13 protein-coding genes and 1 pseudogene are annotated in these 13,433 nt (G+C 72.4%); 11 read left to right on the top strand and 3 right to left on the bottom strand.

Features of this window, described 5'->3' with window-relative positions:
• Positions 1–7: 7 nt before the first annotated feature.
• The 3 genes from rapZ to whiA are packed head-to-tail and all read left to right on the top strand — an operon-like array spanning position 8 to position 2,838.
• A complete protein-coding gene (gene rapZ / locus AMY39116_RS0335430) occupies positions 8–865 on the top strand; it encodes an RNase adapter RapZ (protein ID WP_051079538.1) in 858 nt (285 codons plus the stop codon).
• Between the two features lie 8 nt (positions 866–873).
• Positions 874–1,839, top strand: coding sequence for a uridine diphosphate-N-acetylglucosamine-binding protein YvcK (gene yvcK, locus AMY39116_RS0335425; protein WP_027936501.1), 966 nt, complete (start codon positions 874–876; stop codon positions 1,837–1,839).
• Between the two features lie 9 nt (positions 1,840–1,848).
• The gene (gene whiA / locus AMY39116_RS0335420; RefSeq protein ID WP_020422333.1) at positions 1,849–2,838 is read left to right on the top strand and encodes a DNA-binding protein WhiA; all 990 of its coding nucleotides are present in this window, start codon (positions 1,849–1,851) and stop codon (positions 2,836–2,838) included.
• Positions 2,839–3,363: 525 nt separating this feature from the next.
• Here whiA and AMY39116_RS0335415 read toward each other — a convergent pair.
• Positions 3,364–4,155: a serine hydrolase gene (locus tag AMY39116_RS0335415; RefSeq protein WP_020422332.1), complete on the bottom strand. Its 792-nt coding sequence runs from the start codon at positions 4,153–4,155 to the stop codon at positions 3,364–3,366.
• Between the two features lie 102 nt (positions 4,156–4,257).
• Here AMY39116_RS0335415 and AMY39116_RS0335410 point away from each other — a divergent pair, with 102 nt between their 5' ends.
• From AMY39116_RS0335410 to AMY39116_RS0335395, 4 genes are all read left to right on the top strand, one after another.
• Entirely contained in the window at positions 4,258–4,932 is a 675-nt protein-coding gene (locus AMY39116_RS0335410; RefSeq protein WP_039791934.1) for a response regulator transcription factor, read from the top strand.
• A complete protein-coding gene (locus AMY39116_RS0335405) occupies positions 4,929–6,335 on the top strand; it encodes a HAMP domain-containing sensor histidine kinase (protein WP_020422330.1) in 1,407 nt (468 codons plus the stop codon). Before AMY39116_RS0335410 ends, AMY39116_RS0335405 begins: the two co-directional genes overlap by 4 nt.
• A 2-nt stretch (positions 6,336–6,337) precedes the next feature.
• Complete coding sequence (locus AMY39116_RS0335400) at positions 6,338–6,865, top strand: GerMN domain-containing protein (RefSeq protein WP_235716278.1); 528 nt, start codon at positions 6,338–6,340, stop codon at positions 6,863–6,865.
• Positions 6,866–7,017: 152 nt separating this feature from the next.
• Positions 7,018–8,046: a glucosyl-3-phosphoglycerate synthase gene (locus AMY39116_RS0335395; RefSeq protein WP_051123659.1), complete on the top strand. Its 1,029-nt coding sequence runs from the start codon at positions 7,018–7,020 to the stop codon at positions 8,044–8,046.
• 4 nt (positions 8,047–8,050) lie between these two features.
• On the opposite strand, the gene AMY39116_RS0335390 is transcribed toward AMY39116_RS0335395, so the two are convergent.
• Both AMY39116_RS0335390 and AMY39116_RS0335385 read right to left on the bottom strand, forming a co-directional pair.
• A complete protein-coding gene (locus tag AMY39116_RS0335390) occupies positions 8,051–8,752 on the bottom strand; it encodes a 2OG-Fe(II) oxygenase (RefSeq protein WP_020422327.1) in 702 nt (233 codons plus the stop codon).
• Between the two features lie 43 nt (positions 8,753–8,795).
• Complete coding sequence (locus AMY39116_RS0335385; protein ID WP_020422326.1) at positions 8,796–9,233, bottom strand: PPOX class F420-dependent oxidoreductase; 438 nt, start codon at positions 9,231–9,233, stop codon at positions 8,796–8,798.
• Positions 9,234–9,267: 34 nt separating this feature from the next.
• Between AMY39116_RS0335385 and AMY39116_RS0335380 the strand changes: the two genes are divergently transcribed.
• The 4 genes and pseudogenes from AMY39116_RS0335380 to AMY39116_RS44135 form a co-directional block, all read left to right on the top strand.
• Positions 9,268–9,729 (top strand): MarR family winged helix-turn-helix transcriptional regulator, encoded by a 462-nt coding sequence (locus AMY39116_RS0335380; protein ID WP_027936500.1) that lies wholly within the window; start codon positions 9,268–9,270, stop codon positions 9,727–9,729.
• Between the two features lie 14 nt (positions 9,730–9,743).
• Positions 9,744–11,219, top strand: a complete 1,476-nt coding sequence (locus tag AMY39116_RS0335375; protein WP_020422324.1) for a hypothetical protein — start codon at positions 9,744–9,746, stop codon at positions 11,217–11,219.
• A complete protein-coding gene (locus tag AMY39116_RS0335370; protein WP_020422323.1) occupies positions 11,216–12,016 on the top strand; it encodes a hypothetical protein in 801 nt (266 codons plus the stop codon). The genes AMY39116_RS0335375 and AMY39116_RS0335370 overlap by 4 nt, the downstream gene beginning before the upstream one ends.
• Positions 12,017–12,026: 10 nt before the next feature.
• Positions 12,027–13,433 (top strand): annotated as a pseudogene (locus AMY39116_RS44135) (hypothetical protein); the annotation flags it as partial.

Genomic DNA, 13,433 nt, shown 5'->3' with positions numbered 1-13,433 from the left:
CACCGGCATGGAGGTCGCGGTGGTGACCGGCCTGTCCGGCGCCGGCCGCAGCACGGCCGCGAAGTGCCTGGAGGATCTGGGCTGGTTCGTGGTGGACAACCTGCCGCCCGAGCTGATCGCGACCATGGTCGAGCTGGGGGCGCAGGCCCGCGGCGCGATCACGAAGGTGGCCGTCGTGATGGACGTGCGCTCGCGCGCGTTCACCGACGACCTGTCCTCCATCATCAAGGACCTCGACGCGCGCGGCTACAAGCCGCGGGTGCTGTTCCTGGAGGCCACGGACGCGGTGCTGGTGCGCCGGTTCGAGCAGGTGCGCCGCGGCCACCCGCTGCAGGGCGACGGCCGCCTGATCGACGGCATCACCGCCGAACGGCAGATGCTCGCGCCGCTGCGCGAGGAGGCCGACCTGGTGCTGGAGACCTCCGCGCTGTCGGTGCACGACCTACGCGCCAAGATCGAGGACGCGTTCGGCACCGAGTCGGCGACGCAGACGCGGGTCACCGTGCTGTCCTTCGGCTACAAGTACGGCCTGCCGATGGACGCCGACCTGGTGATGGACGTGCGGTTCCTGCCGAACCCGTTCTGGATCCCGGAGCTGCGCGACCACACCGGGCTGGACGCGGAGGTGCGCAACTACGTGCTGTCGCAGGAGGGCGCGGAGGAGTTCCTCGACCGCTACCACCAGCTGCTGCGCCTGATCGGCGCCGGCTACCGGCGCGAGGGCAAGCGGTACCTGACGCTGGCGGTGGGCTGCACCGGCGGGAAGCACCGGAGTGTCGCGATCTCCGAGGAGCTGTCCCGGCTGCTGTCCAATGAGGACGGTATGGCGGTGAAGGTCATCCACCGGGACCTGGGACGCGAGTGACTCCGACGTTGCGCGCCGTCGCGCTGGGTGGTGGTCACGGGCTGCACGCGACGCTGACCGCGTTGCGGCGGCTGACCCCGGACGTGACCGCGGTGGTCACGGTCGCCGACGACGGTGGTTCGTCGGGCAGGCTGCGGCGTGAGCTGGGTCTGCTGCCGCCGGGTGACCTGCGGCAGGCCTTGGCCGCGCTGGCGGTCGCCGAGAAGGGCGAGTCGCTGTGGGCGGAGGTGTTCCAGCACCGCTTCGGCGGCAGCGGCGCCCTCACCGGGCACGCGGTCGGCAACCTGGTGCTGGCCGGGTTGTTCGAGGTGCTGGGCGATCCGGTGGCCGCGCTGGACGAGGCGCGGCGGCTGCTGGGGGTGTCCGGCCGGGTGCTGCCGATGTCGCCGGAGCCGCTGGAGATCGAGGCGGAGGTGTCCGGCCTCGACGACGACGGGACGCTGCGCCGCATCCGCGGCCAGGTCGCGGTGGCGAGCACGCCGGGCCGGGTCGAGCGGATCACGCTGCGCACGCCGCGGCGGCCCGGCGGGGTGCCCGCCGCGTGCGACGAGGCGGTGCAGGCCGTGCTGGACGCCGAGGCGGTGTTCCTGGGGCCGGGGTCGTGGTTTTCGAGCGTCATCCCGCACCTGATGGTGCCCGGCCTGCACGACGCGCTGCTGCGCACCGAGGCGACGAAGATCGTGGTCCTGAACCTCGTCCCTCAGCCGGGTGAGACGGCGGGGTTCTCACCCGAACGGCACTTGGACGTACTCTTCCAGCACGCGCCCGGGCTGCGGGTGGACGCGGTGATCGCCGACCGGGATTCGGTGCCGGCACCGGCCCGCCTGCGGGACGCGGCGGCGGGACTGGGGGCCAAGGCGCTTCTGGCGGACGTGGCGGACCCTGGTCGCGAGGGTGTGCACGATCCGGATGCGCTGGCGAGCTGTGTGCGGGAAGCTCTCGGTCTCAGCGGGACCGAGGGCCGGAAAGGGTAGGGAGGGGCCATGGCGATGACCGCCGCCGTGAAGGACGAGCTCAGCAGGCTGCAGATCACGAAGATCGGGCCGCGCCGGTCCGAAGTCGCGTCGATGCTGCGCTTCGCCGGGGGCTTGCACATCGTGGGGGGACGGGTGGTGGTGGAGGCCGAGCTCGACACGGGTTCGGTCGCGCGGCGACTGCGCAAGGAGATCCACGAGCTGTACGGCCACCACTCGGACGTGCACGTGCTGTCCGCGGGCGGGCTGCGGAAGACGACGAGGTACATCGTCCGGGTGGTTCAGGACGGTGAAAGCCTGGCCCGGCAGACGGGCCTGATCGACCAGCGGGGCCGCCCGGTGCGGGGCCTGCCCGCCGCGGTGGTGTCCGGCGGGATCGCCGACGCCGAGGCCGCGTGGCGGGGCGCGTTCCTGGCGCACGGTTCGCTGACCGAGCCCGGCCGGTCGTCTTCGCTGGAGGTCACCTGCCCCGGCCCGGAGGCGGCGCTGGCGCTCGTGGGCGCGGCCCGGCGGATGGGCATCCAGGCGAAGTCGAGGGAGGTGCGGGGAGCCGACCGGGTGGTGGTCCGCGACGGCGACGCCATCGGCGCCCTGCTGACCCGCTTGGGCGCCCACGCGAGCGTCCTGCAGTGGGAAGAGCGCCGGATGCGCCGCGAGGTCCGGGCGACGGCCAACCGCCTGGCCAACTTCGACGACGCCAACCTGCGGCGCAGCGCACGAGCAGCGGTCGCGGCGGCCGCCAGGGTGGAGCGAGCGCTGGACATCCTGGCCGACACCGCACCCGAACACCTGCTCGCCGCCGGACGGTTGCGGCTGGAGAACCGGCAGGCGTCGCTGGAGGAGCTGGGCCAGCTGGCCGACCCCCCGATGACGAAGGACGCGGTGGCCGGCCGCATCAGGCGCCTGCTCGCCATGGCCGACAAGCGGGCGAAGGAACTGAACATCCCCGACACCGAAAGCGCCGTGACCCCGGAAATGCTCGAAGAGGAAAGCGTTTAACGGCGCACAGCGCCAATCTTTGAACACAACCCGAGCTGGGTGGTCATCCCGTCGCCTGACACGCAACGATCACCTTGAGCCAGGGCCGCAACCCAGGCCGCCAACCGCAGGCCGACCATGCCAACCTTGCGGCCCTGGCTCAAGGTGATATGCACAAACCGGAAGGCGACGGGATGACCACCCGGCGACCACCTCACCAAGGTGGGACGAGGCATTCAACCCCTGGTCATCCCGGAGCCTGCCCGTCCGGCGAGGACTCTTTTGATCTTTAAACCCGCGCCTTCGCGCGGCGGGGAGTCCGCCCTGCGGGCGGAAAAAGCGCCTCACGGCGCTCGAAAGGTCACCTTCCGACCACCCCCGCCCCGATGCCTGATTGTGTTTCAGTCGCCGAGCAGCCGTGTCAAGGCGGGAAAGAGTACCTTGACACGGCTGATCGGCGACTAAAGATCGGCTGTGGATCGGGGGCGGGGGAGGTCTGGTTGGGGTAGTCGCCTGCTTTGCGTTGCCGGCTTGCCGTTTTGTTTGTCAGTTCAACAGATTTTCGATCGTCGCTGTTGTTTCGGTGACTTCTCGCATTGCGGTTTCCAGCGCCGTTCCCCCTGGCCGGTGGCTCAGCACCACCACGACATACCGGTCCCCGGTTCCGACCACGCCGCTGGTGTGCGCGTCGACCCCACCGCGGCCTGCCGCCCAGCCCTGTTTGATCGCCCACGGCCTGCCCGGTAGCGCGTCCGGGATGCCGAAGTACTGGTCGACCCCGTCAGCCGCCACCTGGTGCGCGTCCCGGAGCGGGTCGAGTATCAGTTGCCGCTCGCGGGACGGCATGGCCAGCACCGCCCGGTAGATCTTGACCACGTCATCGGCCGACAGGAGTGTGTCGCCCCAGCGGCCTGGGTCCGTGGGGGGCTCGGTGGCCGTCAGACCGAGCGAGGTCGCCGTGCGGCGGACGATGTCGGGGCCGCCGCCGGACTCCCACAGCTGGTTGGCGATCGCATCGTCGCTGTACGACAGCATTCTCGTCACCCGCGGGCTCGGCCGGTCGGGCGTCACGTGCCCGCGCTGCACCAGGTCGACCGCGATCAGCAGCTTCACCAGCGACGCCGACCGGTAACGCGTGTCGGCGCCCTCCTGGCGCAGCGGGCGGTTCTGCTTGCGGTCGTAGACGACAACGCTCGTCGCCGCGGAGTCGGCCGGTACCGGCTCGGCGGCGCTGCCGCGGAGGGCGAGCGCGGCGCCGAGGGCCAGTGCGATCACGACGACGGCGACGACGAGGACGACGATCGGGCCACGGCGGAGTGGCCTGGTCTGCACGGACATGGTGATCAGCTTCGGCCGCGGATGTCCTCGTCCCGTCGTCGTCGTGTCATGGTTTTGCTACAGAGTCGCGGGAGTTGGTGAAACGCCGCCATAATCGGCCGGGTGCCGACATTGCTGTTGATCGAGGACGACCCGGCGGTCCGGGAGGGACTGTGCCTTGGCCTGCGCCGGCACGGTCACGACGTCGAACCGGCCGCCGACGGCGAAGCCGGCCTGCGGCTGCTCGACACCCGCCGCCCGGACCTCGTGCTGCTCGACCTGATGCTCCCCGGCATCGACGGGTTCGAGGTGTGCCGCCGCATCCGCGCCACCGGCCCGGTCCCGATCATCATGCTCACCGCCCGCGGCGACGACATCGACGTGGTCGGCGGGCTCGAAGCCGGCGCCGACGACTACGTGGTCAAACCCGTGCAACCCCGCGTCCTCGACGCGCGCATCAAGGCGGTCCTGCGCCGCGGCGGCGCGGCAGGCCAGGCCCGCGAACAACACGGCGCCCTCACCATCGACCGCGCCGCCTGCGAGGTCACCAAGAACGGTGAACCCGTCCACCTCACCCCCACCGAACTGCGGCTGCTGCTCGAACTGTCCCGCGTGCCCGGCCGCGTCCTCAGCCGCCAGCAACTGCTCGAACTGGTGTGGGAACACGACTACCTCGGCGACTCGCGGCTCGTCGACGCGTGCGTGCAGCGGCTGCGGGCGAAACTGGAGGACCAGCCCGCGGCGCCGGTGTACGTCCGCACCGTGCGCGGCTTCGGCTACCGGTTCGGTCCACTGTGATCAGACGGCTTCTCGCGCGGCTGCGCGGAATCCGGGCGCGGCTGGTGCTGATCATCAGCCTCGTCGCGGTGCTGGCGACCGTCGGCGCGACCGGCGCCAACTACGTCACCGCGCGGCGCACCGTGCTCGCCGCCACCCAGGACCAGGTGATGGCCAAGCTGCGCGACGACGTGGACGCCATCGCCCCCACCCTCCGGATGCCGCCCGACCAGGCGACCCTCAACCAGCTCGTGCGGTCCGTCCCGTCGGCCGCCGTCGCCCGCTACGGCTCCCTGTCCTCGGACTTCCGCGGGTCGATGGGGCTGGTGCCGCCCGAACTGGTGGCCCGCGTGGGCGCCGAGCAGCGGCTGGTGTTCCAGCGCATCGACGCCGGCGCGCCCCAGCTCGTGGTCGGCATGCCCGTCATGACCGTCGACACCGGCTTCAACCGCGTCCCGTCCGGGCTCGAGGTGTACGGGTTGTTCTCGCTGACCGCCGAGCAACACCAGATCAGCGAGTTCGCGCTCAACGGCTGGCGCACCGCGGCCGTCGCGGTGCCGCTGGCGGTAGTCCTGGCGTGGCTGGCCGCCGGCGCGGTGCTGCGACCGGTGCGCCGCCTGCGGGACGGCGCTCGCCAGCTCGCCCACGGCCGGCTGTCCACCCGCCTGCCCGAGCGCGGCGGGGACGAACTGGCCGAACTGGCGCGCACGTTCAACGAATCCGCCGCCAGCCTGGAGAAGTCGGTGGGGGAGCTGCGCCGCATGGAGGCCGACGCGCGCCGGTTCGTCGCCGACGTGTCGCACGAGCTGCGCACCCCGCTCGCCGCGATGACCGCCGTGACCGAAGTGCTCGACGAGGAGGGGGCGCGCCTGCAGGGCGACGCCGCCACGGCCACCCGGCTGGTGAGCGAGGAAACCCGCAAGCTGACCCGGCTCGTCGACGACCTCATCGAGATCTCCCGCTTCGACAACGGCCGCGCCCGCATGGACCGGCGCGAGGCCGACCTCGGCGAGCTGATCGCCGCGACCCTGCGCACCCGCCAGTGGACCGAGCGCGTCGAGGCCCATCTGCCGCCCGGCATCATCGCCGCGGTGGACGCGCGGCGCTTCGACGTCATCGTGGCGAACCTGGTCGGCAACGCGCTGCGGCACGGCGAGCCGCCGGTGCGGGTACGGCTGTCCGCGTCGGGCGCGGACGCCGTCGTCGAGGTCACCGACCACGGGCCGGGCCTGCCCGACGACGTGCTCCCGCACGTGTTCGCCCGGTTCTACAAGGCCGACACCGCGCGATCGCGGTCGGAGGGGAGCGGACTGGGGTTGTCCATCGCGGAGAAGAACGCCGGACTGCACGGCGGCACGATCGAGGCCGGCAACAACCCGGGCGGCGGCGCCCGGTTCGTGCTGCGGCTGCCGGGGCGGTGGTGACCGTGCGCTGGACCTGGCTGCTGCTCGTGCTGGTGCTCGCCGGCTGCGGGGTGCGCCCCACCGATCCGGTTTCCGCGGGCGACCCGCCGGTCGGGGCCGCGCCGGGGCCGATCCTGTTCTTCCTCAAGGCGGGCAAGCTCGCGCCCGTCGTCCGGCAGACCGGTCACCTCGGCACGGTGCCCGACGCGGTCACCCTCCTCCTGGCCGGGCCGAACCCGCAGGAGGCCGCCGCCGGTTACGCCACCATGCTCCCCGCCGGCGCGCTCGGCGCCTCGGTCGGGGCGCTGGACCAGGGGGTCGTCACGGTGAGCCTCAGCGCGCCGCTGGAAACCCTGCCCGAACTGGCGAAGGACCAGATCGTGTGCACGGTGACCGCGGTGCACGCCCAGACCGGCGCGCGGGCGGCCAACCTGCTCGTGCGGCTGACCGGGCCGCCCAGCGCCACGCAGGTGGACGGCTACCCCACGGTCACCGCCCGGCCTGAGACACAAGCCCCGGCGCAGGGCCGGTCCTGTCCGCTGCTGCACTGAAGTTCAAACGCGACGGATGTGCAAGGTGTGTTACGACCGCCCGTTGCCGGGTACGAACTCGTAACCTGCCGGTTTCATCCCGGAGCGATCGGCGAAACCCGTCTGCCGAAGCATCGATCACGCCGATGTCCGGTTCGGGGAAGGGGATGCGCATGCGAGGCTTCAGGGCGAGGAAGGTGGCGGCGCCGCAGGTGTCCGCCGACGTCGGCTCCTGGCTGCCCCGGCGCAGCAGCCAGGCGGGTGACTGGCCGGTGGCCGATCTGGTCGCCGCCAAGGGGGACACGACGGTCAGCGTGGTGATCCCGGCCAGGGACGAGGAGGCGACGGTCGGCGACATCGTGCGCACGATCCGCCGCGACCTCGTCGAGCGCCACCAGCTGGTCGACGAGGTCATGGTCGTCGACTCGCGTTCGCAGGACGCGACCGCCCGGGTGGCCGCGGAAGCGGGCGCGACGGTGGTGGCCCAGGATTCGGTCCTGTCCGCCCTGCCCGGGCTGCAGGGCAAGGGGGAGGCCCTGTGGAAGGGGCTGGCGGCTTCCACCGGGGACATCGTCGTGTTCGTCGACGGCGATCTGTACGACTTCACCAGCGACTACGTGACCGGCCTGCTCGGCCCGCTGCTGACCGACGACTCCATCGCCTACGTCAAGGGCTTCTACCACCGGCCGCTGGTCGGGGCGGTGAGCACCGACGCCGACGGCGGCGGCCGCGTCACCGAGCTGGTTGCGCGCCCGCTGCTCAACCTCTACTGGCCCGAACTGGCCGGGTTCGTGCAGCCGCTGGCCGGCGAGTACGCCGGGCGGCGCGAGGTGCTGGAACGGGTGCCGTTCGTGGCGAACTACGGCGTCGAGGTCGGGCACCTGATCGACATCCTGGAGACCTACGGGCTGGACGCGCTCGCGCAGGTCGACCTCGGCAAACGCACCCACCGGCACCAGAACACGCAGGCGCTGGGGCGCATGTCCGGCCAGATCATGCTGACCGTGTTCGACCGGCTGGAACGCTACGGCCGCCTGGTCTCGGCCGAACCGCCCGCGACGATGCTCGCGCAGTTCCGCCGGGGCGAGTCCGGGCACGGTGTCGACCGCGAGCTGGTGGTCACCGACCTGGCGTGCGAGCAGCGCCCGCCGCTGGCGACGCTGCGCGCGGCGGACGGCTCGGGGCTGCGGGAGATCGCCTGACGCCTCACGTGGCGTCGTGGAAGACCAGGCCCAGGGTGTGGCGGATGCCGGTGCGGACGGTGCTCACGCCGTGCCGCACCGGCGCCGCCGACCAGCCGCGGGTGGACCGCACCGGCCGGTCCCGCGTGGTGAAGATCAGGCCGTGGCCCTGCGGCAGCTGGGTCACCGTGCCGCGTGACTGCGCGCGCGGCCGCTGCTCGACCAGCAGGAACTCGCCGCCGGTGTGGTCGGTGCCGGGCGCGTCGAGCCCGATCACCACCTGCAGCGGGAACACCAGCTCGCCGTAGAGATCGCGGTGCAGCGCGTTCCAATCGCCGGCGCCGTAGCGCAGCAGGATCGGCGTCGGCCGGACCTGGCCCGCCCGGTGGCACCGGTCGAGCCAGGTCTCCAGGTCGTCCGGCCACGGCGCGTCCCATCCCAGCTTCGCCGCCCAGTCCCGCGCGATCGGCAGCAGGTGCGGGTAGAACGCCGCGCGCAGGCGGGCGACCGGATCCGGCAGCGGGTAGGCGAAGTAGCGGTACTGGCCGGAGCCGAACCGGAACCGCGCCATGTCGATCGTCGACCGGAAGCGGCCCACGTCGTCGTACAGCGCCGACAGCTCCCGGCACTCCCGCGCGCTCAGGAGCGGCGGGGTGAGGGCGCAGCCGGTGTCGTTCAGTTCTGCCGTGAGGGCGGGCCAGTCGAAGCCCGCGACGTCCGAGATCACCCCGCCCAGTCTGCGCGCCCGGACGGCCGCGGGCTGGCGGAAATCAGTCGGCGAGACCGCCGTACGCGATCACCTTCGTGATGCGCGCCCGGACCAGCAGCTCGCCGGGCACGGCGTTGCGCTTGCCGAACTCGTCCGCCCGGTCCTCGCCCATGTAGCGCGCGCCGATGCGGGTGGACCAGTGCAGCATCTCGTCCAGGTCCTCGTGCAGCGTCGCCTCGGCGGTGAACTGGACGAACGCGAACGGCGGCTCCTGGTCGTCCACGCACAGCGACAACCGCGGATCCCGCCGCAGCGCCCGCCCCTTCACCGACTCCGCGCCGGTGTTGAAGATCAGCTCGTCGGCGCCGTCGCCGGTGCCGACGACGAACCAGATGGGGGTCACGTGCGGGCTGCCGTCGGCGCGTGTGACGCCCAGCTTCCCGGTGCGCGTGCCGGTGGAGGCGAACTCCAGCCACTCGTCCCTGCTCAGTGCGTGCATGGGGCGACCTTAGCGACGTGGGATCATGACGGGCATGGCGAGCGACGCACCGACCGCCGACGAGGCCGTCCGCACCATGCTGCTGCTCCTGCCGCGGCTGGTCGGCCGCGCCAAGAAGCTGCCGGTGCCGGAGCGGCTGCGTGACTTCAACCTCGCCCCGCGGCACCTGTCGCTGCTGTCCTACCTGCTGTTCGACGGGCCGATGACGGTCAACGAGCTGGCCGCGCGGCTCGAAGTCGCGCCCACCACCGTCAGCCTGATGGTCGGCGACCTCAGCCGCCGCGGGATCCTCGACCGCACCGAGGACGAGAGCGACCGGCGCCGCACGATCGTCAGCATCGCCGCGACCTACCGCGCCGAGGTCGAGGGCTGGCTCGCCGCCGGCGCTCGCGCCTGGCGCACCGCCTTCGAGCCGCTCACCCCCGAGCAGCGGCGCCTGGTGATCGACACGCTGCGCACCTACGAGCGTGAAGTCGAGCGGGAGCGGACCCCCTAGTAGTCTGGCGCGCTGTGCGTGACTCGGACCTGATCAGCGGGGGGCTGGTGGACGAGGGCCTGGCCCGGCGGCTCAAGGCGCTCGCCTGCACCGCGCCCCTGCACGACCTGGACGCGCGCAAGTCCAAGCTCGACTGGGCCGACGCCACCGTCTACCAGATGGCCGAGATCGCGTTGCACACGATCGACCTGGTCACCATCGCGATGGACTTCGACACCGGCGCCAACCACGACGACGTCGTCCGGCGCCTGCAGCCGTTCATCGCCGCGCAGGCCCCGCGCCGCCCGGCCGAGGAGCACCTGCGCGTCGCCCGCTGGGTGCTGGACAACCTGATCAACGTCGGCACCACCGACCGCGGATTCCGCCGCGTCTACGGCAGCCTCGACGCGAACGGCACCTACCGGCGCCGCGCGTTCGACTTCAAACTGCTCGTCGAGCTGGCCGCGCCCGACGGTGAGGTGTACCTGCGCGCCAGCGACGAGGCGATCAACGTGCTGGTCGGCGCGCTGGACACCGACGTGGAGTCCGCGCAGATCGCGGCCGAGGTCAAGCTGGAGAACCTGATCAGCCGCGGCCGCCTCGCCGACGCCAAGCTCGCCGCCGAGCAGGCCCGCTACCGCACCGTCCAGTACGGCGAGACGCTGCGCGCCAAACTGGACGCCACCCGCCGCGACGTGCGGGCGGTGGACTGGGACCGCGAGATGCCCGAGCTGCTGGACTCGGCGCTGACCCACATCGAGGCCCGCTTCCGCGCGGAGAACGCGATCCTCCGCAACATCACCGCGGCCCGCGACGAGGCCGAGGACGTCGACCACAAGCGCCGCGCCGCCGAGCTGGTCGACATCGTCAGCGACTGCATCAGCCGCCACACCCAGCTGCAGGCCCGGCTGCAGGCCGCCGGCGCGGTGTTCCGCGCCGAGCAGGACCGCCAGCAGTTCTCCGGCCCGCCGCAGCGCGCCACCGTCGACCTGTTCGGCCAGATCCTGATGCCCGCGCTGGAGCTGCCCATCGCCGACGCCGTCGCGCCGCTGGAGTCCTGGTTCCACGCGTCGGCGGGCCTGGTGGTGCCGACCGTGCCCGCGCTGCCGTCGCTGGTCTCGCTGCTGTTGCGGCCCGCGCCGGAGCGGGACAAGGTGGTCGGCGAGGTGCCGGAGCCGGAGCTCGTCCCGCCGGAAAGCCTCGACCACTACAGTGACGAGCAGTGGCGGCGGGCCGACGAGCTGCTGGACCTGCCGGAGGTGCCGCGGCGGCTGTCCGGCGTGCTGGCCGAGGCCCGCGAGCTCGACCCGGAGCTGCCGCGTCTGGTGGCGCTGCGGGCGCTGCACTCCTACAGTCCCGAGGTGGGCGCCGCCGTCCGGCAGGGGGACGACCGGGCGCTGCTGGCCGTCGACGACGGCACGCTGCTGGAGGACCCCGAGTTCGGGGGAGCCGACCTGTTGCTGAGCACGGCGCGGCTGGAACGCGAGGAAGACGAAGAGGGGGCCGCATGACCCGCCCGGTGACCACCGGCGACGCCGAGAACGCCGCGCGGCTGATCTCGTTCGGCATGCGGCCCAAGCACCTGCCCTCGCGCGACGTGGTCTACGCGGATCTCGTGCGCCGCTACGGCGAGGACAGCGCGTTCAAGCAGCTGACCAACTCGGTCGCCGCGGGGCTGGGCCTGATGGTGCTCGACGTGAGCCACCAGGCGGGCGCGGTGCTGGCCGCCACCGACGAGTCGGTGTTCGAGGTCAAAATGGACAGCTACGCACGGCAGAGCAAGATCCGCGAGCGCCGCGACACCGAGAAGGTGCTGCACGGCCTCGTGCACCTCGCCACCGCGGCGCTGGGCTACCCGCGCCCGGACGACCTGGCCAACGACACCTACATCGGCCGGGTCAGCGTCGACCAGGTGGACGGCGTGGTGCGCGAGGCGTGCCGGATCCTCGACGAGCGCGCCGCGAAGGCCGAGGCCAACAACGACCCGCTGTCCGACTCGCCGGAGCTGGAACAGGCCTGGCGCGCCTACGCCCGCCGCCCCGAAGCCGCGGCGACCAAGGACGGCCGCCTGGCTTCGGACACCACGCGCGGCATGGTCTCCCGCGCGCTGCGGTTCCTGGCCGACCAGGGGTTCCTGGTGCAGGTCAGCGGCGAGCAGGGCGGCACCTACCGGACCACGCCGCGCTACCAGGTGCAGGTGCGGGAACTGGCCGCGGACAGCGCGTTCGAGGAGCTGCTGGCCCTCGGCGTGGTCGCGGTCTCCGACGGCGAGGGCACGCTGCGCCCGTCCATTTCGGACACTCTGTAGGGGGAGATCGGTGTACGAGCTTTCGCGGGTGCGCCTGCACTCCGTCGGCCCGGCGGGCGCGCGCTACCAGAACGTGCTGCTGGACTTCAGCGGCGTCGGCCCGCTGGTCAAGGCGCCGGCGCAGGACGCGTTGTTCACCGCCGGGATACACTCCGCCGACGGCAGCCTGCCGCGGCGGCCGTCCCCGGCGAGCGTGCTGTTCCTGGAGAACGGCGGCGGCAAGTCCGTGCTGATCAAGCTGATCTTCTCGGTCATGCTGCCCGGGCGGCGCCAGGTGGTGGGCACCACCAGCACGCGCGTGCTGGAGAAGTTCGTGATGGCCAAGGACGTCGCGCACGTCGTCCTGGAGTGGCAGCACACCGAGACCGGGCAGCGGGTCATCACCGGCAAGGTGTCGGAGTGGCGCGGGCACGTCGTGTCCAACGACCCCGCGAACCTGGTCGACTCGTGGTACTGCTTCCGGCCCACCGCCGCGCTCGGGCTGGAGTCGCTGCCGTTCACCGAGGACGGCCGCCTGCTGACCATGTCCGGGTTCGCCGAGCAGCTGGAGCGCGCGCACAAGGCCGAGCCGGAGCTGGAGCTGTTCACCACCCGCCGCCACCACGAGTGGACCGAGCGGCTGGACACCCTCGGCCTGGACACCGAGCTGTTCCGCTACCAGCGCGCGATGAACGCCGGCGAAGGTGAGGCGGCCGACGCGTTCGCGTTCACCTCCGACGAGGCGTTCGTCGAGTTCCTGCTGCGCGCGGTGATCCCCGAGGACGACCCGAAGGACCTGGCCGAGGTCGTGCAGACCTACGCGCACAACCTCGGGCAGCGCGGCGAGCTGATGTCCGAGCGCGACTTCGTGGCCGGGGCGCTGGACCTGCTCACGCCGCTCACCGAGGAGGAGTCGCTCGCCGCCGCGTCCCGCAAGCTCGCCGCGGTCGCGCGCGAGGAGGCCCGCGCGCTCGCCGGATCGGTGATCGCGCGGCACCAGCTGGAGGCCGAGCGCCTCGACGGGTTGAAGTCCTATGTGGACGAGACGCGGGACGCGGAGAAACTGGCCGAGGGCGACTGCCGCCGCCGCAACGCCGTCGTCACCGAGCTGCGCCGCGTGGTCGGGGAGATGCGCCTGGCCGACGCGACCGCGGAGAAGGCGCGGATCGACGAGGAGCTGGCGAAGGCCCGCGAGGCCGCGGCCGCGTGGCGCGAGACCGGCACCGTTCTGGCTCACGTCAACGCCGCGCGCAAGGCGACCGACATCCGCAAGCTCGTCGGCGACCGCGAGCAGAGCGCGAAACCGGCCCTGGAAGCCAAGAACGCGGCCGCCACCGCGCTCGCCCGCGGCCTGCTCGCGCTGGCGCGGGAGGCCGAGGAGCAGGCGCAGGCGGCCGAGGCCCGACGCCGAGACCGCCGCACCGCCGCCGCGGCCGCG

Origin of the sequence: Amycolatopsis sp. ATCC 39116, assembly GCF_000231075.2 — a bacterium.
GTDB classification, from domain to species: domain Bacteria; phylum Actinomycetota; class Actinomycetes; order Mycobacteriales; family Pseudonocardiaceae; genus Amycolatopsis_E; species Amycolatopsis_E tucumanensis.
Note: the sequence above shows the minus strand (reverse complement) of the source record. Positions and strands in the feature narration are given on the sequence as shown.

Bases quoted from the DNA above. Each gene is read 5' to 3' on its own strand.
- rapZ (WP_051079538.1), top strand. From the start codon at position 8: ATGGAGGTCGCGGTGGTGACCGGCCTGTCCGGCGCCGGCCGCAGCACG.
- whiA (WP_020422333.1), top strand. From the start codon at position 1,849: ATGGCGATGACCGCCGCCGTGAAGGACGAGCTCAGCAGGCTGCAGATC.
- AMY39116_RS0335415 (WP_020422332.1), bottom strand. From the start codon at position 4,155: ATGTCCGTGCAGACCAGGCCACTCCGCCGTGGCCCGATCGTCGTCCTC.
- AMY39116_RS0335395 (WP_051123659.1), top strand. From the start codon at position 7,018: ATGCGAGGCTTCAGGGCGAGGAAGGTGGCGGCGCCGCAGGTGTCCGCC.
- AMY39116_RS0335385 (WP_020422326.1), bottom strand. From the start codon at position 9,233: ATGCACGCACTGAGCAGGGACGAGTGGCTGGAGTTCGCCTCCACCGGC.
- AMY39116_RS0335380 (WP_027936500.1), top strand. From the start codon at position 9,268: ATGGCGAGCGACGCACCGACCGCCGACGAGGCCGTCCGCACCATGCTG.
- AMY39116_RS0335370 (WP_020422323.1), top strand. From the start codon at position 11,216: ATGACCCGCCCGGTGACCACCGGCGACGCCGAGAACGCCGCGCGGCTG.